Source organism: Kitasatospora sp. NPDC004531 (genome assembly GCF_053602195.1).
Map to the genome: position 1 here is coordinate 22574 of NZ_JBSGDD010000064.1, position 22867 is coordinate 45440.

The window sequence follows — 22867 nt, forward strand, 5'->3', positions numbered from 1 at the left end:
ACCGGTCCCCGCGGCCCCGCTGGCCGGGGGGACGGTCTGAGGGGAGTATTCCCAGGCGAGGAGGCCCGCATTCGCGCCGGAGCGAACGGCGGGATCACAACGGGTGAACGTTTTCCCACCGGCCGCCCGGGTATGGGAGTTCGACCGGCGGCAGGGCGAATTCGCCCGTTCCGGTGGGCGGTTGAGCGGGCGTCAGCGCCCCATCCGCCGGTTGCGCAACTGGTAGTCGCGCAGCGCCCGCAGGAAGTCGACCCGGCGGAAGGCCGGCCAGTACGCCTCGCAGAAGTAGAACTCGCTGTGCGCGGACTGCCAGAGCAGGAAGCCGGACAGCCGCTGTTCGCCGGAGGTGCGGATCACCAGGTCGGGGTCGGGCTGGCCCTTGGTGTAGAGGTGCTCGGCGATGTGCTCGACGTCGAGGATTTCGGCCAGTTCCTCGATCGAGGTGCCGCGGTCGGCGTGCTCCTGGAGCAACGAGCGGACGGCGTCGGCGATTTCCTGCCGGCCGCCGTAGCCGATGGCGACGTTGACGGTCAGTCCGTCGATGTGCGCGGTGTCCTGCTCGGCCTGCTTGAGCAGTTCGGTGGTGCGGGAGGGCAGCAGGTCGAGCGCGCCGACCGGGTGGATCTTCCAGCGGCCGGCGTCGGCCAGGCCCTGGACGGCGTCCTCGATGATGCCGAGCAGCGGGACGAGTTCCTCGGCGGGGCGGGACAGGTTGTCGGTGGAGAGCATCCACAGGGTGACCACCCGGACGTCGGTCTCCGCGCACCAGCCCAGGAACTCGCTGATCTTGTCGGCGCCGCGCTGGTGGCCGTAGGCGGTGGTGCCGCCGGTGGCCTTGGCCCAGCGGCGGTTGCCGTCCAGGATCACGCCGATGTGGTGCGGGGTGTTGGCGAGGTGCACCTCGACCCGGCGGCCGTACAGCCGGTAGGCCCTGTCCAGCAGGGTGCGCAGCCCCGGCGTGCGCTCCACCACATCGCGCAGACCCATCGTGAACGGCCCCTCCGTGCTGATTGCTCCGGGTGCGAATCCCCTGGCGCAGCCTACTCCGCCCGGCATTACCGGAGGCAAAACCGCAGGTACCGGTCTTGTCACAGTGCGCGCACGGGGCGGGATACGGAACGGTCTCCGAATCCTTAAACGGTCCCTAAACCGGATTCCGGGTCTTGACGCTTGCCATTGGTCTAGTCCAGCGTGTGGTCAGCACCACAGCGGACCCACCCCCACAGCGGAGCCGCCGCGACCCCCACCGCGGCGGCTCTCCCTTCCCCCGCCACGTCTGCTTCCCCCCACGCCATCTCCCCCATCTCCTGCACTGGAGCCTGTCATGGCCCGTACCCTGCAGCAGCCGTCCCACCGGCGCCGCAACAAGTTCCCGGCGGTGCTCGCCACCGCGACCGCGCTGGCCCTGGCCGGCACCGGACTCGCCCTGTCGGCCGGTGGCGCGAACGCCGCGGTCGGCAACCTGGTGAACAACGGCGGCTTCGACTCCGGCCTGGCCGGCTGGGCCTGCGCCGGCACCGCCGCCGCGGTCTCCACCCCGGTCCACTCCGGCAGCGGCGCGCTGGCCGCCACCCCGGGCGCCGGCGACACCGCGGAGTGCACCCAGACCATCTCGGTGCTGCCCAACACCGCCTACCAGCTGAACGGTTGGGTCCAGGGCCAGTACGTCTACCTGGGCGCCCGCGGCACCGGCGGCACCGACCCGCAGACCTGGTCGGCGCAGAGCAGCTGGAACCAGCTGAACACCAGCTTCACCACCGGCGCCAACACCACCAGCGTCACCCTGTACGTCCACGGCTGGTACGGCCAGCCCACCTTCTACGCGGACGACATCCAGCTGGTCGGCCCGGGCGGCACCGCCACCCCGACCCCCTCCGCCACCTCGGCCTCGCCGAAGCCGTCCACCTCGGCTTCCGCGTCCCCGTCGCAGAGCGCCTCCCCGTCGGCGTCCAGCTCGCCGAGCCCGTCCAACTCGCCCAGCCCGTCCGGCTCGGCGACCACGCCGGCGCCGAACACCGGCCTGCCCAAGCACGTGCTGACCGGCTACTGGCAGAACTTCGACAACGGCTCGACCGTGCAGCGGCTGCGCGACGTGCAGCCCGCCTACGACATCATCGCGGTCTCCTTCGCCGACGCGACCGCCACCCAGGGCGCGATCTCCTTCACCCTGGACCCGGCGCTGGCCACCAAGCTGGGCGGCTACACCGACGCCGACTTCAAGGCCGACATCGCCGCCAAGCACGCGGCCGGCAAGAAGGTCGTGCTCTCCATCGGCGGCCAGAACGGCGCGATCTCGGTGGGCAGTTCGGCCGCCGCGACCGCGTTCGCCGACTCCGCGTACAAGCTGGTCCAGCAGTACGGCTTCGACGGCATCGACGTCGACCTGGAGAACGGCGTCAACGCCACCTACATGTCGCAGGCGCTGCACACCCTGCAGTCGAAGGTCGGCCCCGGCTTCGTGCTGACCATGGCCCCCGAGACCATCGGCATGTACTCCACCGCGGGCGCCTACTTCCAGCTGGCGCTGGCCACCAAGGACATCCTGACCGTCGTCAACACCCAGTTCTACAACTCGGGCGGCATGAACGGCTGCGACGGCAAGGTCTACACCCAGGGCACCGTCGACTTCATCACCGCGCAGGTCTGCACCCACATCCAGGGCGGCCTGCGTCCCGACCAGGTCGGCATCGGCGTCCCGGCCTCCAGCAAGGCGGCGGGCGGCGGCTACGTCAACTCCACCGTGGTGAACAACGCGCTGGACTGCCTGGCCACCGGCAACCACTGCGGCAGCTTCGTCCCGCCGGCCAAGTGGCCGACCATCCGCGGCGCGATGACCTGGTCCACCAACTGGGACGCCAACAACGGCAACGACTTCTCCAACAACGTCGGCGCCTTCGTCCACACCATGCAGTGACAGTAACCTTCCGCCGGTGCACCGCTCCTTGAGGGTGGGGCAGGTGCACACCTGAAGAGGGGCCCGTCGTACCGCTGGGGGTACGACGGGCCCCCTTCTCTTTCAGGCGGTGACCAACACGGCCGCCAGGGTGCCCAGCAGCATCGCCGGGCCGAAGGCGAGTTCGGTGCGGCGGCCGGCCCGGCGCAGCACCAGCAGGACGACGGCCCACAGCGCCGCGATCAGCCACATGTGGAGAAGACCGGCGTAGAACGTGCGCCAGCCGGCCAGGCCGAGCACCGCGCCCAGCGACGGGGCGAGCTTGGCGTCGCCCAGGCCCATCGGCGCCAGCAGGGCCAGCAGCAGGAACAGCGCCCCGAGCGCACCCGCCGCCAGCGCGCAGCGCAGCCACACCGCCGGGCGCGGGTCGGCGACCGGGACCAGCAGCGCGGTGCCGGCCAGCAGCGGCAGGGTCAGCGCGTCCGGCAGCCGCAGCACCGCGGCGTCCACGAAGCCCAGCGCCACCCCGAACAGCGCCACCCACGCCAGCAACGGCAGCCAGCGCACCGGGACGCCGGCCGCCAGCGCCGCGCCGACCGCCGCGGCGACCGCCTCGACCGCCAGCGGCGGCGGACCGGACCGCTCCCCGCAGCGCACGCACCGGCCCAGCGGCGTCGACGCGCACGAGCGCCACGGCTCGCCCGCCGGCACCGCGTACCGCACCACCACCGAGCGCAGCAGCACCCCGGCCAGCAGGCCCAGTACCGCTCCCAGCATCCGCCACCTCCCCTGACGACCCGCCGCGACCCTACCGCCGCCCCGCGGTTCCCCCGTCCGTGTCCAGGTGGCGAACACCACGCCGGGAACGGCCCGTTCCGCCCGTAAAGTAGCCGGGCATGCAGGTCATCCAGTCCAGCAAGCTCGCCAATGTCTGCTACGACATCCGCGGCCCGGTGCTCGACGAGGCGATGCGGCTGGAGGAGCAGGGCCACCGCATCCTGAAGCTCAACACCGGCAACCCGGCCGCGTTCGGCTTCGAAGCACCGCCCGAGATCCTCCAGGACATCCTCCGCAACCTGTCCTCCGCGCACGGCTACGGCGACTCCAAGGGCCTGCTGTCGGCCCGCCGCGCCGTCGTCATGCACTACGAGGAACGCGGACTGCACGGCCTGTCCGTGGAGGACGTCTACCTGGGCAACGGCGTCTCCGAGCTGATCCAGCTCGCCATGACCGCCCTCCTCGACGACGGCGACGAAGTCCTCGTCCCCGCCCCCGACTACCCGCTGTGGACGGCCTCCGTCTCGCTGGCCGGCGGCACCGCCGTCCACTACCGCTGCGACGAGCAGGCCGAGTGGTACCCGGACCTCGCCGACATCGCCGCGAAGATCACCGACCGCACCCGGGCCGTCGTCGTCATCAACCCCAACAACCCCACCGGCGCGGTCTATCCGCGCGAGGTGCTGGAAGGGATCGTCGAACTCGCCAGGCAGCACCAGCTGGTGGTCTTCGCGGACGAGATCTACGACAAGATCCTCTACGACGGCGTGGAGCACATCCCGCTCGCCACCCTCGCCCCGGACCTGTTCTGCGTCACCTTCAACGGCATGTCCAAGGCCTACCGGGTGGCCGGCTTCCGCAGCGGCTGGATGGTGCTGTCCGGCGACCGGCAGCGCGCCCGCTCCTACATCGAGGGCCTCAACATCCTCGCCTCGATGCGCCTGTGCGCCAACATGCCCGCCCAGCACGCGGTCGCGGCGGCCCTCGGCGGACGCCAGTCCATCCGCGACCTGATCCTGCCCGGCGGACGGCTGCTCGCCTCGCGCGACGCCGCCCACCGGCTCCTCAACGAGATCCCCGGCGTCTCCTGCGTGAAGCCCAAGGGCGCGCTGTACGCCTTCCCGCGGCTCGACCCGCAGGTCTACAAGATCAAGGACGACGCGCAGATGGTCCTCGACCTGCTGCGCGCCGAGCGGATCCTGATCGTCCAGGGCACCGGCTTCAACTGGCCCGACCCGGACCACTTCCGCCTGGTCACCCTCCCCCGCCCGGAGGACATCACGGACGCGGTCACCCGCATCGGCGACTTCCTGTCCGGCTACGTGCAGCCCTAGACCGCCGGGGGCGCGGGGAACTGCGCGAAGCGGAAGGCACAGACGGCGAGGTCCGCCCGGGGAGAGAACGCGCTCCCCGGACGGACCTTGTCGGTGCGACTGTCAGCCGAGACGCTCGACCAGGGCCTGGTACTCGTCCCACAGCTCCTTCGGCGTGTGCTCGCCGAACATCTCCAGGTGGGCCGGCACCAGCGCGGCCTCCTGCTTCCAGATCTCGGTGTCGACCGAGAACAGCAGCTCCTGGTCGGCCGCCGGGATGTCCAGCCCGTCGAGGTCGAAGCCGTCGACCGTCGGGAGCACGCCGATCGGGGTCTCGACGCCCTCCGCGGTGCCTTCGAGGCGCTCGACGATCCACTTCAGGACGCGGCTGTTCTCGCCATAGCCCGGCCACACGAACTTGCCGTCGGCGTTCTTGCGGAACCAGTTGACGTAGTAGATCTTCGGGAGCTTCGAGGCGTCGGCCTCGGCGCCGATCTTCAGCCAGTGCGCGAAGTAGTCGCCCATGTTGTAGCCGCAGAACGGCAGCATGGCGAACGGGTCGCGGCGCAGCTCGCCGACGGTGCCCTCGGCGGCGGCGGTCTTCTCGGAGGCGATGTTGGCGCCGAGGAAGACGCCGTGCTGCCAGTCGAAGGACTCGGTGACCAGCGGGACGGCGGTGGCGCGGCGGCCGCCGAAGAGGATCGCCGAGATCGGGACGCCCGCCGGGTCCTCCCACTCGTCGGCGATGGTCGGGCACTGCGCGGCGGGGACGGCGAAGCGCGCGTTCGGGTGGGCGGCGGGGGTGCCGGACTCGGGGGTCCAGTCGTTGCCGCGCCAGTCGGTGAGGTGGGCGGGGGCGTTCTCGGTGAGGCCCTCCCACCACACGTCGCCGTCGTCGGTCAGGGCGACGTTGGTGAAGACGGTGTTGCCCCAGAGGGTCTTGATGGCGTTGGCGTTGGTGTCCTCGCCGGTGCCGGGGGCGACGCCGAAGAAGCCGGCCTCGGGGTTGATGGCGTAGAGCCGGCCGTCGGCGCCGAAGCGCATCCAGGCGATGTCGTCGCCGATGGTCTCGACCTTCCAGCCGGGGACGGTCGGCTGGAGCATGGCGAGGTTGGTCTTGCCGCAGGCGGACGGGAACGCGGCGGCGACGTACTTCGCCTCGCCGGACGGCGGGGTGAGCTTGAGGATCAGCATGTGCTCGGCCAGCCAGCCCTCGTCGCGGGCCATGGTGGAGGCGATGCGCAGCGCGTAGCACTTCTTGCCGAGCAGGGCGTTGCCGCCGTAGCCGGAGCCGAAGGACCAGATCTCGCGGGTCTCGGGGAAGTGCGAGATGTACTTGGTGGTGTTGCACGGCCAGGCGACGTCCGCCTCGCCCTCGGCGAGCGGGGCGCCGACGGTGTGCACGGCCTTGACGAACTCGCCGTCCTCGCCGAGCTGGTCGAGCACGGCCTGGCCCATCCGGGTCATCACGCGCATCGAGACGGCGACGTAGGCGGAGTCGGTGATCTCGACGCCGTACGCGGCCAGCGGGGAGCCGACGGGGCCCATGGAGAACGGCACCACGTACATGGTGCGGCCCTTCATCGCGCCGCGGAACAGGCCGTTCTCGCCGCTGAAGATCTCCCGCATCTCGGCGGGGGCCTTCCAGTGGTTGGTCGGGCCGGCGTCCTCCTCCTTCTCCGAGCAGATGAAGGTGCGGTCCTCGACGCGGGCGACGTCGGACGGGTCGGAGGCCGCGTAGTAGGAGTTGGGACGCTTGGTCTCGTCGAGCTTGGTGAAGGTGCCCTGGGCGACGAGCTGCTCGGCGAGGCGGTGGTACTCCTCCTCGGAGCCGTCGCACCACACCACGCGGTCGGGCTGGGTGAGGTCGGCAATCTCGTTGACCCACTCCACCAGACGCTGGTGGCGGGTGGGCGCGGACTCGGTGATCGCAGAGATCTGAGGCGACACGATCGCTCCGTTTCACACCATCTCGGCCAGGAGACGGCTACGCGGGGGTTGAGGGTGCTTACACGGTAGACCCGGCGACACGCCGCTCCTTCGTCAAAATGGCGCTATTGACGAGATCTTTACTACGCAGTGTCTGATTCGGAGGCTCCGAACCGGCTCCCGGATGCCTCGAACGGCCCTCGCGGACGCCCCTCGAATACTCCAGAACGTCTAAAAGTGAGGATCACCACTTTCCTACGAGCCGGTAACCTACGGTTCCGTAAGATGCTGCCCATGACCGCGGAAGCCCTCGAACTCGTCAAGCCCAAGTGGCGCGGCTGGCTGCATGCCGGCATGTTCCCGGCCTCGCTGGCCGCCGGAATCGTGTTGATCTGCCTGGCCGAATCGACGGCGGCGCGGATCGCCTGCGTCGTCTACTCGGTGAGCGCCTGGATGCTGTTCGGCGTGAGCGCGGTGTACCACCGCTTCACCTGGGGCCCGCGCGGCGAAGCGGTGCTGCGCCGGCTGGACCACGCCAACATCTTCCTGATCATCGCCGGCACCTACACCCCGTTCACCATGCTGCTGCTGGACGGCGCGCGGCAGCAGGTGCTGCTGTGGCTGGTGTGGGGCGGCGCGCTGGCCGGCATAGCGTTCCGGGTGTTCTGGGTCGGCGCCCCGCGCTGGCTGTACACCCCGTGCTACGTGGCGCTCGGCTGGGCGGCGGTGTTCTTCCTGCCGGACTTCCTGCACAAGGGCGGCGCGGCCGTGCTGACGCTGATCATCGTCGGCGGCGCGCTCTACACCATCGGCGGAGTGATCTACGGCATCAAGCGCCCGAACCCGTCACCGCGCTGGTTCGGCTTCCACGAGGTGTTCCACGCGTTCACCCTCGGCGCGTTCATCGTGCAGTACGTGGGCGTCTCGCTGGTGGCGTACACCGCGGCCGGCTGACCGCGCGCAGAAAGGTTCTTCCCCTCCGTACGGCACTCGGTGCCGCACGACCTCTCAGTACCTCGCCGGCTGGGCGCTCCTCGCCTCCAGCCGCTCCCGGGCCCGACGGCAGCGCTCGCAGTGCGCCGCGTCGGGCCCTTCGCCTGCCGTGCGCTGGTGGGCCCGGCCGCGGAAGCGGTACGCGACCCAGGCCATCACGGCCAGCACTTCGACCGCCGAGACCACCCAGACCAGGCGGGCCCCGCCGATCAAGTACCCGGCTATGACGGCCAGCGCGGCCAGCACACCGACCACGCCGCTCCAGAACCCGGTCGCTCCGTACTCCATTGGCAAACCTCCCGCCGGCCGACAGGTCATCTGACAGGTCGTCAGAGAACTCCCCACCTACAGTGACACGTTCGGCACGCAGCGCGGGCGAACAGGGGATCAACAGCGCATCAATTCCAGACGTGGGGATCGCGCAGCACCGGCTTCGGTTGACACTCACCATCTTTTGAGAGCTACTCTCATTTGAGAGAGACTCACGGATGGGGGTTCCGTCATGCCTGCTCCACACCCGCGGCGCTGGATCGCGCTGGTCGCGGTCGCGCTCAGCGTGCTCGTCATCGGCTTCGACACCACGGTGCTGAACGTCGCCCTGCCCGACCTGGCCCGGCAGTTGAACGCCACCACCGGCCAGCAGCAGTGGATCGTCGACGCCTACACGGTGGTGTTCGCCGCCGCCCTGCTCCCGGCCGGCCTGCTGGGCGACCGGTTCGGCCGCCGCCGCGCCCTGGTGCTCGGCCTCGCGCTGTTCGGGGCGGCCTCCGTGCTCGGCACCCTGGCCGACAGCCCGGCCACGCTGGTCGCGGCCCGCGCCGCGATGGGCGTGGGCGCCGCGTTCGTGATGCCGATGTCGATGGCGGTGATCCCGGCGATCTTCCCGGCCGCCGAACAGCGCCGCGCCACCGCCCTGCTCAGCACCATGATGGCGCTCGGCGTGCCGCTCGGGCCGATCATCGGCGGGCTGCTGCTGCGCGGCTTCTGGTGGGGCTCGATCTTCCTGATCAACGTGCCGCTGGTGCTGCTCGGGGTGGTCGCCTGCCTGCTGCTGCTCCCCGAGTCCGCCGACCCGGCCGCGCCCCGGATCGACCTGCTCGCCGCGGGCCTGGCGGCCGTCGGCCTGGCCGCGCTGACCTGGGGCATCATCGAGGGCGCCGAGCGCGGCTGGGGCGACGCCGCGGTGCTGGGCGCGCTGCTCGGCGCGGTGGTCGCGCTGACCGCGCTGGTGCTGCGCAGCCGCCGCCAGGAGCACCCGATGCTCGACCTGCGGCTGCTCGCCGAGCCGATGTTCCGCTGGTGCGCGATCGCCGCCACGCTGGTCTCGGTCGCCCTGTTCGGCGGGTTCTTCGTGCTGCCGGCCTACTTCCAGAGCGTGCTGGGCACCGACGCGCTCGGCAGCGGCCTGCGGCTGATGCCGATGATGGGCGGCCTGCTGGTCGCCGCCCGGATCGGCGAACGCCTGGTGCGGCGCTTCTCCCCGCGCGGCGTGGTCACCGCCGGACTGGCGCTGATCGCCCTGTCGATGCTGATCGGCAGCCGCACCGCGATCGGCGACGGCTACGGGTGGACGGCGCTGTGGCTGCCGCTGTTCGGCGCCGGGCTCGGCCTGGTCCTGATCACCGCGACCGCCTCCGCGCTGCTCCTGCTGCCGCCGGCCAAGGCCGGGGTCGGCGCCGGGCTGGTGCAGACGCTGCGCCAGGTCGGCGGCGCGGTCGGCGTCGCCGTGTTCGGCAGCCTGCTGGCGGCGGGCTACCGCTCCGGGCTGCACCTCCCGGCGCTGCCGGCGGACGCCGCGCAGCGGGTCCGCAGTTCGGTGATCGCCGCCGACGCGGTCGCCGAGCGGCTGGTCGATCCGGGGCTGGCGGCGTCCGCGCACGGCGCGTACGTGCACGGCATGGGGCTGGTGCTGCTGACCGCGGGGCTGCTGGCGGCGGTGTCCGCCGTGCTGGTGGCGCTCCGGATGCCGGGCGGCGGCGACCCGGTGGCCCCGGCGTCCCCGGCGGTGCGGCCGGTGGCCGCGGTCGCCGGGGATCCCCGAGAATCGTCCGCATGAGCACCCCGCGCAGCGCCCGGCCCCGCCCGTCCGACGACTCCTCCGGTTCGCTGGAGGAGCTGATCGAAGCTCCGCTGTCGCTGCGCGAGCGCAAGAAGCTGAAGACCCGCCAGGCGCTGCGCCGGGAGGCGTTCCGGCTGTTCGAGGAGCAGGGCTGGGAGGCCACCACCGTCGACCAGATCGCGGCGGCGGCGGAGGTCTCCCCGTCCACCTTCTTCCGGTACTTCCCGACCAAGGAGGAGCTGGTCCTCAGCGACGAGTACGACCCGCTGATGGCCGCCGCGATCCGGGCCAGGCCGGCGGACGAGCCGTTCCTGACCTCCGCGCGGGAGGTGCTGGTCGGGCTGGTCCGCCGGATCGACGAGCAGGAGCACGCGGAGCTGTACCAGCGGATGCGGCTGACCGCCTCGGTACCGAGCCTGCGGGCCCGGATGCTCGACGGCACCAACCAGCCGACCGGGATGCTGCTCGACCTGCTCACCGAGCGGGCCGGGCTGCAGGCCCCCACCCTCGAACTGCGGATCACCGCCGCCGTGGTCTCCGCGACGCTCACCGAGACCTCGCTGTACTGGGCCGACAACGGGGCCCGGGGCGACCTCGCCGACCTGCTCGACCGGGCGCTGCGGCACCTGCAGGAGCTCGACCGGCACTGACCGGCCGTCAGTCGACCAGCAGCACCAGCTTGCCGGTGGTGCGGCCGGTGTCGCCCAGCGCGTGCGCCTTCGCGGCCTCCGCCAGCGGGAACGTCCCGGCGATCTCGGCCCGCAGCAGGCCGCGCCCGGCCAGGTCGGCGACGGCCGACATGCCCGCGTGGTCGGCCTCCACCAGCATCATCGCGGTGCGCACCCCGAGCCGGTCGGCCTCCTCGGCCAGGCCCTCGAACGGGACGGGCAGGATCGACACCAGCAGCCCGCCGGGGCGCAGGGTGCGCAGCGAACGCAGCTGGTACTCGCCGCCGACGGTGTCCAGCACCACGTCCACGTCGCTCACCGCCTCGGCGAAATCGGTGCTGCGGTAGTCGATCGTCTCGTCCGCGCCGAGGCCGCGCAGGAACGCGTGCTTGCCGGCGCTGGCGGTGCCGATCACGTACGCGCCGCGGGCCTTGGCGATCTGCACGGCGAGGTGTCCGACGCCGCCGGCCGCCGCGTGCACCAGCACCCGGTCGCCGGCCGCGACCTGCGCGGTGTCCACCAGGGCCTGCCAGGCGGTGAGCGCGGCGAGCGGCAGCGCCCCGGCCTGGACGGGGTCCACCCCGGCGGGGCGGGCCGCGAACGCCCGGGTCGGGCCGGTGACGTACTCGGCGTGGGCGCCGACGCCGTGCGGGTAGGGCAGCATGCCGAAGACCTCGTCGCCGGGCCGGAACAGGGTGACGCCCAGGCCGACGGCCGCCACGGTGCCCGCGACGTCCCAGCCGAGCACGCGCGGCGGCTCGCCGAGGAAGAGGCGGTCGGCGCGGTGCTTCCAGTCGGTGGGGTTGAGGCCCGCCGCGTGGACCTTGACCAGGATCTCGCTCGGCCCGGGCTCGGGGCGCGGGAGCTCCACCTCGTGCAGGACTTCGGGGCCGCCCAGGACGTCCTGGCTGATCGCGCGCATGGTGTTCGTCGTCATGCCCTCAGCCTCTCCGGCCGGGCGCGGGCGCGGCAGTGGCATGATGGTCACCATCCGATGGGATCCTGCCAGGAGGCTGCCGTGCCGAGCTCCCCGACGTCCTCGCCGCACCGGATCGCGGTGCTCGCCCTGGAGGGCGTGTACCCGTTCGAACTCGGCATCCCCAGGCGGGTGTTCGCCGCCGCCGGGGACCGCTACCGGCTGGCCACCTGCACCGTCGACGGGCGGCCGGTGCGCTCGGACGCGGACTTCACCATCGGCGTGGAGCACGGCCCGGAGCTGCTCCGCACGGCCGACAGCGTGATCATCCCGCCGTTCTCGCTCGAACTCGCCACCGGCGAACTCGCCCCCGGCGTCGCCGAGGCGCTCGCGATGATCCGGCCCGGCACCCGGCTGATCTCGATCTGCACCGGCGCGTACGTGCTGGCCGCCGCCGGCCTGCTGGACGGCCGGCCCGCCACCACCCACTGGAAGCTCGCCGACCAGTTCCGCCGGCTCTTCCCCCGGGTGCGGCTCGACCCCGACGTGCTGTTCGTCGACGACGGCGACCTGCTCACCTCGGCGGGCGCGGCCTCCGGCGTCGACCTGTGCCTGCACGTGCTGCGCCGCGACCACGGCGCGGCGCTGGCCAACCACGCCGCCCGGCTGGCCGTCGTCCCGCCGTGGCGCGACGGCGGGCAGGCCCAGTACATCGAGCAGCCCGTCCCGGCGGTCGGCGCCACCGGCACCGCCGCCACCCGGGAGTGGGCACTGGCCCGGCTGGAGCAGCCGCTGACCCTCGCCGACCTGTCCGGGCACGCCGCGATGAGCACCCGCACCTTCGCCCGGCGCTTCCACGAGGAGACGGGCCAGAGCCCCGGCCGCTGGCTCACCCAGCAGCGCGTCGCGCTGGCCCGTCAGCTGCTCGAATCCACCGACCTGAGCGTCGACCGGATCGCCGGGCGGGTCGGCTTCGCCAACGCGGTGTCGCTGCGCCAGCACCTGCACGCGGCGATCGGGGTCTCGCCGCTCGCCTACCGGCGGACCTTCACGGGCGCCGGGCCGGCCTGAGGCTGCGTCACCGGCCCGCCGGTACGGTCGGCGGCGGGGTCGCCGACCGTACCGGGCGCGCCCGCACTACCTGGTGCGGGTCCGGCGGCGGACGCCGATCACCGCGCCGGCCAGCGCGGTCGCGCCGAGGGCGGCGCCCGCCGCGAGCAGCGGGCCGGTGCGGTCGGGGGCGGCCGCGTCGGCTGCCTCGGCCTGGAAGCCGCCCGCCTTGCCGGCGGCGTCGTACGCGGAGCCGGGCAGCTTGTCGCCGTACCGCTGGTGGACCAGCTGCTGGTAGGCGGCGACGGTGGTGCCGTGCGCGCCGACCGAGCGGCGGGCGGTGTCGTCGAGCGGCAGGACGCGGCCGTCCTTGAGCTCGTACCAGGCGCCCAGCTGCGGTTCGCGGAACGCGGTGCCGCCGTCGGCGGCGGCCCGGGCGGCGTAGTCGGTCTCGTCGCTGCCGGAGGCGATGTTGACGACCCGCCAGGCACCGTTCTGCTGGGCCGTCCAGACCGAGGCGGCCCGCCCGTCGGCGGCGACGGCCTTGGTGGCGGTGAACTCGACGGTGGCGACGGGCGCACCGGGGCGCCCGGCCACGAACCCGGCGTCGAGGGTGCGGACCGCCACCGTCTCGCCGCTGAGCCGCGGTGCGGCGGCCCTGGCGGCCTGCGCCTCCTCGCTCGGGGCGAGCGCCAGCGGCTGGGTCGGCGGCACTCCCCCGCGGGCGAAGAAGTGCCCCAACTGGTCGAGCACGGACGGACTCTGGGCGGCGGCCCGGGCGGCGGCCAAATCACCGGCGGCGGGCTGCTGGTGGTCGGCGGCCTGCGCGAGCGGGGCGGCGACGAGGCCGAGGACGGCGGCCGCGGCGAGGGTGGCGGCGGCCCGGGCGATGCGGGCGCGGTGGCTGCTCATGACGGGTCTCCTCACGCGCCGATCCGGTACAGGGAGTGGGTCCACGAGAACGACCCGTTGCTCACGTAGTAGTTGTAGTCGCCCCAGTTGTAGCGGTAGTTGGACGGCCAGGGGTCGCCCCAGTACAGCCAGTTGCTGGCACTGTCGTAGCCGTACAACACGTTCATGTGGCCGCCGCCGGAGCTCCACTGGATGCGGGTCTCCACCGGCCGGCCGGCGTCGATCTCGCCCTGCACGGTGGCGTAGCGCAGGTAGCCGCTGACGTACGAGCCCGGGTTGACGCCCATCCAGTACAGCGCGTTCTGCACCTCGCCGAGGGTGGCCTGGCTGTTCGGGCAGCTGGAGCTGGTCGAACGGCCGAAGGCGGCGTTGCAGAACTGGTTCTGGCTGTAGTTGAAGCCGTAGTAGGCGGCGATGGTGTTGCCGGCCGCGGCCCAGCACCAGTTGCTCTGCTGCTGGGCCTGCATGGTCAGGTTGAGGGTCCGTGCGGTGCCGGCCGACAGCGGGGCCTGCGGCTGCACGGCGACGGGTCGTGCCGCGGCGGCGGGGGCGGCGGGCTGTGCCGCGGCGGCGGGGGTGGTGGCGGCCGTGCTCAGCGCCGGGGCGAGCACGCCCAGGGCGAGTGCGGCGACCGTCCGACGCAGCCGCATCGGGGTGAATGGCATGGGGGATGTCCTCCTGTGCAGAGGAGTGGGGGTGTGGGGGGCGGCGTCCGGACGCGCTGCGGACGAGCATCCGGCCGTTGACGCCGGGCGGTCAACGGCTCCGGCGCGCGCCGTGCCCGCGCTGTGAACGCCCCCCGCCGGGTGTGAACGCGCCCCCGCCGGGCAGCGCGAATATCGACCGGGACGGCGATCCGTCGTCCACAAGCTGTGAATATTCACGCTCAGTTGAGGAGCCGGCCATGCCGCAGCCGACCGCACCGCCCGAACTGGCCCTCGCCCTGCGCACCGGACCGTTCCACCACGCCCTGCGGGCCGCCATCGCCGCCCGCGGGCTGGCCCTGCACCGGCTGCGCCAACGCCTCGCGCAGCGCGGCGTGCACGTCGGTGTGACCAGCCTCAGCTACTGGCAGCAGGGGCTGCGCCGCCCCGAGCGCGCCGAGTCGCTGCGCGCCGTCGCCGCGCTCGAAGAGGTGCTGGAGCTGCCCGAGCACTCGCTCACCCGACTGCTCGGCCCGCGCCGCTCCGTCCCCGACCCTGCCTGGCCGCCGGTGCGCCCCTACCGCGACCTGATCACCCCCGCCGAGGCGGTGGACGGCCTGCTCGCCGTGCTCTCCGGCCCGCCCGACACCGGCCTGCACACCGTCACCCACATCGAACGGATCCGGGTCGGCGCGGACCGGCGGCTGCAGCGCCGCGACTCCCAGCACGTGCTGCGCGCCCACCGCGACGGCATCGACCGCTACCTCGCCATCTACCAGGGCGACCCCGGCTGCGACATCGACCGGGTGCGGGTCCGCGCCGAGGAGAACTGCCGCCCCGGCCGGATCCGCCGCGACCCCGCCGCGCACCTGCTGGTCGCCGAGCTGCTGCTCGACCGGCGGCTGCGCACCGGCGACACCCACCTGCTGGGCTACGGCTTCGACGAGTCGCCGTCGCCGCAGCCCAGCCGCGAGTACGTGCGCGGCTTCCACGCCGGGGCCGGGCAGTACGTGCTCCAGGTGACCTTCGACCCGGCCGCACTGCCCGTCCGCTGCGACCGCTTCACCCGCCGCGCCCCCGATCAATCCCCCCTGGAGACCGAGGAGTTGACCCTCGACGGGCACCACTGCGCGCACCTGGTGGCCGGGAGCCTGCCGCCCTGCCTGATCGGGCTGCGCTGGGACTGGGAGTGAACCGCCGGGTCGGTCGGCGACCGGTCAGTTGGTGACGCGCCCGCCGGCCACGTCCACCGTCAGCCCGGTCAGCCAGCCCGCGCCGTCGGAGGCCAGGAACAGCGCCGCCTCCGTCACGTCCGCCGGGGTGCCGAGCCGGTTCAGCGGGTGGGTGGCCGCGACCTTGGCCTGCACCTCGGCGGGCATCCGGGCCTGCACCCGTTCGGTCAGGATCGCCGACGGGGCCAGGCAGTTGACCCGGATGCCGTGCGGGCCGAGCTCGGCCGACAGGTGCCTGGTCAGCATCACCACCCCGGCGTTGGCCACCCCGTACGCCAGGTTGGCGCCGCTGGGCTGCCGGCCGGCCGCCGAGGACATGGTGAGGACGGTGCCCGCGCCGCGCGCCAGCATGCCCGGCAGGAACGCCTGCACGGTGAGGAACACCGACGTCAGGTCGGACTCCAGCACCTCGCGCCAGCGCTGCTCGGACAGCTCCGCCGTCGGCACCGGGAAGCCCTGGCCGCCGGCGAACGCCGCCAGCACGTCCGCCGCCCCGAACCGGTCCGCCACCGCCTGCCGCACGCCGTCCAGCGCCCCGCTGTCCGTCACGTCGGCGGTGGCGGCCATCGCCGTGCCGCCCGCACCGGTGATCTCCGCGACCACCGACGCCAGCGCCGCCTCGTCCCGGCCGACCACGCACACCGACGCGCCCTGCGCCGCGAACGCCCGCGCGGTGTGCGCCCCGATCCCGCGCGAACCGCCGGTGACCACCACCGTGCGGCCCTTCAGCTCCGGATACGTTCCGGTCATTGTGCTCAACTCCCCTGTGATCATTGGTCGGTGCTGCGACGGCGGGTCTTCGGCAGCAGGGCGGCCACGAACAGCAGCCACACCAGCCCGCCGAACCGGACCACCGGCAGCAGGTACATGAAGCCGTCCGCCACCAGGGCGAACAGCGCGAGCATTCCGGCGGCGGCCACCACCAGGCCCGCCCACGTCACGGCGCGGGGCAGCAGGTCGGCGAGCATCGCCGACACCGAGACGCCCGCCGCGAGCAGGCCGAAGCCCGCCGCGAACGCGGGACCGCCCGCCAGGAACGACACGTCCGCCAGCGCGCGGCCCAGCGCGGGCGGCGCGTCGGCCGGCAGTCGGCCGCCGGCCCAGGCCCCCGCCGCGCTCAGGAACAGCGCGGACGCCGCCAGCACACCGCCGACCAACGTGATCGCCGAGCCCGGCGCGGTGATGCCGAGCGCCCGCAGCCGCCGGTAGAGCAGCGCCGCGCACAGCGCCAGCGGCACCGACGCCGCGAGCAGCAGCAGTGCGCCGAGCCGGGCCGCCCCGCCGTGCTCCTGCGCGTACCGCACCACCTCGGCGCCGGTGGCGTCCGGGCGCGGGGTGGCGCGGTTGACCACGGTGTACGCGATCGTCAGCGCGGTGACCGAGACGGTCGGCGCCAGCAGCGGCGGGCCGGTCTGCGGCCGCCCCTTGGGTCGGCTGGCCGGGGCCGGGCGCAGTTGGGCGGTGGTGCTCATGGTTCCTCCATGACAGCCGTGACACGCATCCATCGATACACTCGGAATAATGATTACACCGTGGAACGATTGTCAAACGGGTACGATGTCGGCATGAGCATGGATCGCGCAGCGGGCGGGCAGGACCAGCCGAACTGGCACGGCGGCACACCCCAGGGCGCCCCCGGGCCCGGCGGCGGGGCGGCCTTCCTGCTGGCCCAGCTGGGCGCGCACGCCGCCGAACGGTTCGCCGGGCGGATCGCCGAACTCGACCTCACCCCCGCCCAGGCCGGGCTGCTCCGCCTGCTGGTGCAGCACCCGGGCCGCAGCCAGCGCGAGCTCGCCGACGCCCTCGGCATGCCGCCCAGCCGCTTCGTCCCGTTCGCGGACGGCCTGGAGCAGCGCGGTCTGATCGAACGCCGCCGCAACGCGGACGACCGCCGCCTCTACGCCCTGCACCTCACCGACCGGGGCCTCGCCCTCCTCGGCCGCCTGCGCGAGGCCGCCATGGCCCACGAACAGGACCTCACCCAGGCCCTCACCCCCGACGAGCACGCCCAACTCACCACCCTGCTCGGCCGCATCGCCGCCCAGCAACAGCTCACCCCCGGCATCCACCCCGGCTACCGGACACTGCGACCACGCTGACGACACCGCTCTGGCGCACCGCGGACTGGTCGCGCCGATTCGGCTCCCGCCCCGCGCCCGGGCATGGCGCAGCCCGGTGGGCTGTGTGGGGCCGCCGATCGGCGAGTCCGTTCGGGGTGACAGGACGCTGCGGGAAGCGCTGACGGCCCCTGGCCCGCGGCCGGGGTGCCCTTCGCCCGCGCGCTGTTCGAAGCCGCGCAGCAGCAGTTCACCCCCGGCACCCGCCCGGGCGGCGGACGCGGGGGCCGCACCGACGGCCCTGCCAGGGTGACGAGCGCTGCGGCCACACCGACTCAGCTCCCGCCCCGCGCCCGGGCATGCGAAAGCTCCCGAAGTCCCCTCCGCCCGCGTGGTGTTCGGAGCCGCACAGCAACAGTCCACCCGACGTCCGTCCGGGATGACGGACGCTGCGGCCATGCCGGCCCAGCTCCCGCCCCGCGCCCGGGCATCGCACCCGGGGTCCTTCGACCTGCGGGCCGCGTAAGGCCGCCGAGCAGCGAATCCGTCCGGGGTGGCAGGACGCTGTGGGCCGCGCTGACGGCCCCTGGCCCACGGCCGGACATGCGAAAGCCCTCGGGGTGCCCTTCGCCCGCGCGCTGTTCGAAGCCGCGCAGCAGCAGTTCACCCCCGGCATCCGTCCGGGTTGGCGGACGCAGCGGCCACACCGACTCGGCTCACGCCCCGTGCCCGGGCATCGCACCCCCGGGGAGCTTTCGCCGTGCGGGCCGCGTGAGGCCGCCGGGCAGCGAACCCGTTCGGGGCAGCGCGACGTGCAAACCGCACCGACCGTCCCTGCCCCGCGCCCGGGCACGCGAAAGCCCCCGGGGACCCTTCTGCCTGCGTGCTGTTCGAAGCCGCGCAACAGCAGTCCACCGCAGCGTCCGTCCGGGATGGCGGGCGTTGCGGCCGCGCCGGCCAAGCTCCCGCCCAGGTCCGAGAGGCCGCCGACGCACACCCCAGGGGCTTTCGCCCTGCGTGCCGGGGGAAGCCGCCGAGCAGCGAATCCGTCGGGAGCAGCGGCTCGTGCGGGCCGCGCCAACAAGCCCCCGCCCCGGGCCCGGGCATGCGAGAAGCCCCGGAGCGCCCTTCGCCCGCGTACTGTTCGAAGCCGCGCAGCAACAGTCCACCCCGACGTCCGTCCGGGGTAGCGGACGCTGCGGGCCACACCGACGGCACCCGCCCCGCGCCCGGTGCACCCCGGGGACCCCTCTCGCTGGGTGTTACCGGAAGGCGATCGCGGCGGCGTCCGAGACCGGGCGGTAGCCGAGGCGCTGGTAGATCGCGTTGCTGACCGGGTTGGCCAGGTCGGTGTACAGCAGCACCTCGTCCGCGCCGCGCGACTGCGCGTACAGGGTGGCGGCGGCCGTCAGGGCGCTCGCGTAGCCGTGACCGCGGTCGGCGGGCGGGGTGTAGACCGGGCCTATCCGCGACATGCCGGCCACGGCCGGGCTGGCGCCGGCGAATGAGACCACCCGGCCGTCCTCAGCCTCCCAGAGCAGCACGCTCTCGGCGGCGATCCGCTGGTCGGCGTCGGCCGCCGGGTCGGCGGGCGGTTCCAGTTCGGCCTCGACGCAGAACTCCACCAGCCACCGGGTGACGGTCTCCCGATCGGCGGCGCCGGCGGGCCTGGCCCGACCGGCCGGCGGCACCGGCGGGGGCGTCAACTCGCCGAGGCGGAACAGCCGTTCGGTGCGCTCCAGGTGCCAGTCGATGCCGGTGACCCGCTGCCATTCGGCGGCGAAGGCCAGGGTGATGCCGCGCTCGCCGGCCACCGCGTCGAGCTGCTCGCCGTCCTCGACGAGGCGGCGGGCCAGCTCCTCGGCGGCAGCCACCGGCATCCGGCCCAGGCGCGGCCCGTACGGCGGGGTGCGCAGGTAGGCGCCGGCCACCGTGCCGTCCGCCTCCTGCCACCAGCCGAAGCGCGGCTGTTCCCCGTACACGTGCAGGCCGTCGCGGGCGAGGCGGTCGATGATGGTCAGCGGCATGGTGTTCTCGGCAGGATCGGCCGCCAAAAACTCCCCTGCCGCGCTGCGGAATTCGTCCAGTGATGTGGTGAGTGTCCAGCCCATGGCACATCCTCCCCCACCGACCGCGCCGCTGACCAGCGTTTTTCGCCCGCGGGCGGTCAGTGGGCGCGCAGGCGCTCCGTCAGCTCGTCGACCTCCGCCGTCGGCCGCTCGCAGACGAAGTGCCGGCAGACGTACGCGGCGGGGCGGCCGTCCAGCAGCGGGCGGTCCGCCAGCAGCGGCACCTCGCTGTCGCCGACCTCACCGACCGCGACCACCGCGCCGGGTGCGGTGGAACGCAGCGCAGCGAGGTGCAGCGCCGCCCGCTCCGGGTCGCCGGCCGGGCCGACCACGGCGACCTCGCGCGGCCCGTCCAGCAGCGCCTCGGCGACGGCCAGCCCCCAGCCGGTGAACCTCGGCGCGCGGGCCCCGAGCGTCGAGACGATCCCGAGCGCCCGTTCGGCGGCGGTGCGGTGACGCGCGGAGCCGGTGTACGCGGCGTACGTGAGCAGCGCCCCCGCGGCGGCCGTCCAGCCGGACGGGGCGGCGTTGTCGGTCGGGTCCTGCGGGCGGCGGATCAGCTGCTCGGCGTCGTCCGCGGTGTCGTACAGCGCACCGGACTTCTCGTCGGTGAAGTGCAGCAGCACCAGGTCGAGCAGCTCACCGGCCAGTTGCAGCCAGGACGTCTCGCCGCCGACCGCGTACAGCGCGAGGAAGCCCTCGGCGACGTCCGCGTAGTCCTCCAGCACGCCCGCGTTCGCCCCCGCGACGCCGTCCCGGGAGGTGCGCAGCAGCCGGCCCTCGGCGGTGAGGTGGACGGCGATCAGCAGGTCGGCGGCCCGTTCGGCGGCCTCCACCAGCTCCGGGCGCTCCAGCAGCGCGCCGGCCTCGGCGAGGGCGGCGATCGCCAGGCCGTTCCAGGCCGCCACCACCTTGTCGTCCCGGGCCGGGGCGGGGCGCTGCGCGCGGGCCTCGAACAGCTTCTCCCGGATCTCCCGGTACTGGGCGAAGTCCTCGGGGTCGCGCGGGAGTTGGAGCACCGAGCTGCCGTGCTCGAAGGTCCCCGTGACGTCGAACAGCTCCACGGCGAGGGCGGCGTCCGCCTCCCCCAGCACCTCGGTCAGCTGCTCGGGCGTCCACGCGTAGTACGCGCCCTCGGCGGTCTTCCCGCTCGCCGCGTCCAGCGAGTCGGCGTCCAGCGCGGACGCGAACCCGCCCTCGTCCGTGCGCAGTTCGCGCAGCAGGAAGTCGGCGGTCTCCAGTGCGACCCGGCGGGCCTGCTCGTCGCCGGTGGCGCGCCACAGGTGCAGGTACACCCGCAGCAGCAACGCATTGTCATACAACATCTTTTCGAAGTGCGGCACCGTCCAGGTGGCGTCCACCGCGTACCGCGCGAACCCGCCGCCCAACTGGTCGTAGATCCCGCCGCGGGCCATCGCCTCGCAGGTCCGGCGCACCATCTCCACCGCGGCCTCCGACCCCGTCCGGGCATGGTGGCGCAGCAGGAACTCCAGCACCATCGACGGCGGGAACTTCGGCGCCCCGCCGAAACCGCCCCGCCGCTCGTCGAACGACCGCGTCAACTCCACGACCGCGCCGTGCAGTTCGGCCTCACCCGGTGGCTGCGCGATACCGCTGCCCACCGCGTACACCGAGGTCCGCTCCGCGAGGTCCTTGCTGATCCGCCCCGCCACCTCCGCGACCTCGGCCCGCCGACCCGTCCACGCCCGGTCCACCCCCTCCAGCACCTGCCGGAACGAGGGCCGCCCGTGCCGGGGCTCCGGCGGGAAGTACGTCCCGAAGTAGAACGGCTCCTTCTCCGGCGTCAGGAACACCGTCATCGGCCACCCGCCCTGCCCGGTGGCCGCCTGCACCGCCTCCATGTACACCGCGTCGACGTCCGGCCGCTCCTCCCGGTCGACCTTCACCGCCACGAACCGCTCGTTCAGGTACCCGGCGGTCGCCTCGTCCTCGAACGACTCGTGCGCCATCACATGACACCAGTGACAGGCCGCATACCCGACACTCAGCAGCACCGGCACCCCCCGGCGCTCCGCCTCCGCGAACGCCTCGGGGCCCCAGGGCCACCAGTCCACCGGGTTGTCGGCATGCTGCAGCAGATACGGCGACGTCGCGCCCGCAAGACGATTCACGCTGGCATCGTCGCACGACCACGACCGCCCGACCCGCCCCTGCGCCGAGCGGCGGCTCAGTGGTCTCGGGCGGGTGGGGGTGCGAAGCCCCTGGGGCGGCGGTTCGGGGGTGGGCCGGCCGGGTGGGGTTCGGGCAGGCGGGCCAGGCGGCTGCTGATCATGGAGGCTGCGCGGCTGACGGCGTCGGCCAGCGGGGGGATCAGTTTCGCGTCCAGGGCGGTCACCGCGACGGCGGCCACCACCTGGCCGGAGGCCGAGCGCACCGGGGCCGCCACGCACGACAGCGTGTCCACGCACTGCTGGTGGTCGAACGCCAGGCCCCGCTCGCGGACCCCGGCGATCTCGCGCGCCCAAGCGGCCTCCGTCCACCCCTCGGGCCGCTTCGGCAGCGGGGCGGCGGCGGCCAGGACGAGTTCGGCCGCGCTGCCGGGCGGCAGGACGACGCCGGAGTACAGCGGGAAGACCTCGTCCACCTCGCCCCGCATGCCGCCGACGACGATGATGTGCCCCGCTTCGGGCACCGACAGGCTCAGGCTCACCCCGCCGCTGACGGCCGCGAGTTCGCGCAGCGGCTGCGCGGACGCGGCACGCAGCGCGCGGGCCGGGTGCCAGGCCTGTCCGAGCCGGAAGGTCCGCGGGCCGAGCCGGTAGCGGCCTTCGTGACTCTGCACCGCGCCCAGCGCGACCAGCTGCCCGAGCAGCCGGTGGGCGGTGGCCTTCGGCAGCGCGGCGTCGCTCGCCAGCCTGGTCAGCCCCACCTCGTCGCTGTGCGCGAGTACCTCCATGAGTGCGAAAGCGCCGTCCAGCACGCCTCGCCCCTCGGCGCCGGATCTCGCCATGAGGGCCCCCTCTCATGCCGGGCCGCCTGGTGGACGACCCCACAACTCCCCGTTCGGACCGGCCAGTTGGGATATCTGTATGGGTTCCCCTCAGTCGCCGGTCCGTTGAATGGACCAGATCATTGCCCGCTCGCGGTGATCGCGCCACTGTGTTTCTCATCCAGGGACGAGCGCCGGAGCTCCGGAGTTCCGTCCCACTCGCAGCACACGAGGAGGCAGATATGAGCTCCATCAAGACCAGCGCCAAGCAGTTCAAGTACGTCATGGGCGCGCTGACCGCCGTCTTCTTCGGCGCCTGCTCGGCCAGCTGACGCGAACCCCGGGGGTGGGGGCGGCGCGCCGCCCCCACCCCCGGGGTTCGCGTCAGCTGGCCGAGCAGGCGCC

General features: G+C 73.4%; 20 protein-coding genes. 8 read left to right on the forward strand and 12 right to left on the reverse strand.

Annotation, left to right across the window (positions count from 1 at the left end; genetic code table 11):
* Positions 1-192 precede the first annotated feature (192 nt).
* Complete coding sequence (locus tag ACWEMJ_RS23540; protein ID WP_452139079.1) at positions 193-987, reverse strand: isoprenyl transferase; 795 nt, start codon at positions 985-987, stop codon at positions 193-195.
* Between the two features lie 337 nt (positions 988-1324).
* Between ACWEMJ_RS23540 and ACWEMJ_RS23545 the strand changes: the two genes are divergently transcribed.
* Positions 1325-2914, forward strand: a complete 1590-nt coding sequence (locus ACWEMJ_RS23545) for a chitinase (protein WP_452139080.1) — start codon at positions 1325-1327, stop codon at positions 2912-2914.
* A gap of 102 nt (positions 2915-3016) precedes the next feature.
* On the opposite strand, the gene ACWEMJ_RS23550 is transcribed toward ACWEMJ_RS23545, so the two are convergent.
* On the reverse strand, positions 3017-3670 hold the full coding sequence (locus tag ACWEMJ_RS23550; protein ID WP_452139081.1) for a prepilin peptidase: 654 nt from the start codon (positions 3668-3670) through the stop codon (positions 3017-3019).
* 119 nt (positions 3671-3789) lie between these two features.
* Between ACWEMJ_RS23550 and ACWEMJ_RS23555 the strand changes: the two genes are divergently transcribed.
* Positions 3790-5004 carry a pyridoxal phosphate-dependent aminotransferase gene (locus ACWEMJ_RS23555; protein WP_452139082.1) on the forward strand — a complete coding sequence of 405 codons (1215 nt, stop codon included), beginning with the start codon at positions 3790-3792 and terminating at the stop codon, positions 5002-5004.
* Positions 5005-5106: 102 nt separating this feature from the next.
* Here the strand turns inward: ACWEMJ_RS23555 and ACWEMJ_RS23560 are convergent, their stop codons facing one another.
* Entirely contained in the window at positions 5107-6933 is a 1827-nt protein-coding gene (locus ACWEMJ_RS23560; RefSeq protein ID WP_452139083.1) for a phosphoenolpyruvate carboxykinase (GTP), read from the reverse strand.
* A 264-nt stretch (positions 6934-7197) separates the two neighbouring features.
* Between ACWEMJ_RS23560 and trhA the strand changes: the two genes are divergently transcribed.
* A complete protein-coding gene (gene trhA / locus ACWEMJ_RS23565) occupies positions 7198-7866 on the forward strand; it encodes a PAQR family membrane homeostasis protein TrhA (RefSeq protein WP_452139084.1) in 669 nt (222 codons plus the stop codon).
* A gap of 54 nt (positions 7867-7920) precedes the next feature.
* Here the strand turns inward: trhA and ACWEMJ_RS23570 are convergent, their stop codons facing one another.
* Positions 7921-8193 (reverse strand): hypothetical protein, encoded by a 273-nt coding sequence (locus ACWEMJ_RS23570; protein WP_452139085.1) that lies wholly within the window; start codon positions 8191-8193, stop codon positions 7921-7923.
* A gap of 214 nt (positions 8194-8407) precedes the next feature.
* On the opposite strand from ACWEMJ_RS23570, the gene ACWEMJ_RS23575 reads away from it, so the two are divergent.
* Positions 8408-9961, forward strand: a complete 1554-nt coding sequence (locus tag ACWEMJ_RS23575; RefSeq protein WP_452139086.1) for an MFS transporter — start codon at positions 8408-8410, stop codon at positions 9959-9961.
* Positions 9958-10614, forward strand: a complete 657-nt coding sequence (locus ACWEMJ_RS23580) for a TetR family transcriptional regulator (RefSeq protein ID WP_452139087.1) — start codon at positions 9958-9960, stop codon at positions 10612-10614. Before ACWEMJ_RS23575 ends, ACWEMJ_RS23580 begins: the two co-directional genes overlap by 4 nt.
* A 7-nt stretch (positions 10615-10621) precedes the next feature.
* Here ACWEMJ_RS23580 and ACWEMJ_RS23585 read toward each other — a convergent pair whose 3' ends face one another.
* Complete coding sequence (locus ACWEMJ_RS23585) at positions 10622-11569, reverse strand: NADP-dependent oxidoreductase (protein WP_452139088.1); 948 nt, start codon at positions 11567-11569, stop codon at positions 10622-10624.
* A gap of 57 nt (positions 11570-11626) precedes the next feature.
* Here ACWEMJ_RS23585 and ACWEMJ_RS23590 point away from each other — a divergent pair, with 57 nt between their 5' ends.
* Entirely contained in the window at positions 11627-12619 is a 993-nt protein-coding gene (locus ACWEMJ_RS23590; protein WP_452139089.1) for a GlxA family transcriptional regulator, read from the forward strand.
* A gap of 66 nt (positions 12620-12685) precedes the next feature.
* Here the strand turns inward: ACWEMJ_RS23590 and ACWEMJ_RS23595 are convergent, their stop codons facing one another.
* Together ACWEMJ_RS23595 and ACWEMJ_RS23600 are read right to left on the reverse strand one after the other, a co-directional pair.
* Positions 12686-13510 carry a hypothetical protein gene (locus ACWEMJ_RS23595; protein ID WP_452139090.1) on the reverse strand — a complete coding sequence of 275 codons (825 nt, stop codon included), beginning with the start codon at positions 13508-13510 and terminating at the stop codon, positions 12686-12688.
* Between the two features lie 11 nt (positions 13511-13521).
* Positions 13522-14175, reverse strand: coding sequence for a papain-like cysteine protease family protein (locus ACWEMJ_RS23600; RefSeq protein ID WP_452139091.1), 654 nt, complete (start codon positions 14173-14175; stop codon positions 13522-13524).
* Between the two features lie 239 nt (positions 14176-14414).
* Here ACWEMJ_RS23600 and ACWEMJ_RS23605 point away from each other — a divergent pair, with 239 nt between their 5' ends.
* On the forward strand, positions 14415-15347 hold the full coding sequence (locus ACWEMJ_RS23605; RefSeq protein WP_452139092.1) for a hypothetical protein: 933 nt from the start codon (positions 14415-14417) through the stop codon (positions 15345-15347).
* A 24-nt stretch (positions 15348-15371) separates the two neighbouring features.
* On the opposite strand, the gene ACWEMJ_RS23610 is transcribed toward ACWEMJ_RS23605, so the two are convergent.
* Positions 15372-16136 (reverse strand): SDR family NAD(P)-dependent oxidoreductase, encoded by a 765-nt coding sequence (locus ACWEMJ_RS23610; protein ID WP_452139093.1) that lies wholly within the window; start codon positions 16134-16136, stop codon positions 15372-15374.
* Between the two features lie 20 nt (positions 16137-16156).
* On the reverse strand, positions 16157-16858 hold the full coding sequence (locus ACWEMJ_RS23615; RefSeq protein ID WP_452139094.1) for a DUF4386 domain-containing protein: 702 nt from the start codon (positions 16856-16858) through the stop codon (positions 16157-16159).
* Positions 16859-16951: 93 nt separating this feature from the next.
* On the opposite strand from ACWEMJ_RS23615, the gene ACWEMJ_RS23620 reads away from it, so the two are divergent.
* Positions 16952-17485 (forward strand): MarR family winged helix-turn-helix transcriptional regulator, encoded by a 534-nt coding sequence (locus ACWEMJ_RS23620; protein WP_452139095.1) that lies wholly within the window; start codon positions 16952-16954, stop codon positions 17483-17485.
* 1220 nt (positions 17486-18705) lie between these two features.
* Here the strand turns inward: ACWEMJ_RS23620 and ACWEMJ_RS23625 are convergent.
* From ACWEMJ_RS23625 to ACWEMJ_RS23635, 3 genes are read right to left on the reverse strand one after another with little or no spacing between them, the layout of a single operon-like run.
* Positions 18706-19554, reverse strand: a complete 849-nt coding sequence (locus ACWEMJ_RS23625) for a GNAT family N-acetyltransferase (RefSeq protein ID WP_452139096.1) — start codon at positions 19552-19554, stop codon at positions 18706-18708.
* Positions 19555-19610: 56 nt separating this feature from the next.
* The gene (locus ACWEMJ_RS23630; RefSeq protein WP_452139097.1) at positions 19611-21644 is read right to left on the reverse strand and encodes a thioredoxin domain-containing protein; all 2034 of its coding nucleotides are present in this window, start codon (positions 21642-21644) and stop codon (positions 19611-19613) included.
* Positions 21645-21700: 56 nt separating this feature from the next.
* Positions 21701-22483, reverse strand: a complete 783-nt coding sequence (locus ACWEMJ_RS23635) for an IclR family transcriptional regulator (protein WP_452139098.1) — start codon at positions 22481-22483, stop codon at positions 21701-21703.
* Positions 22484-22867 lie beyond the last annotated feature (384 nt).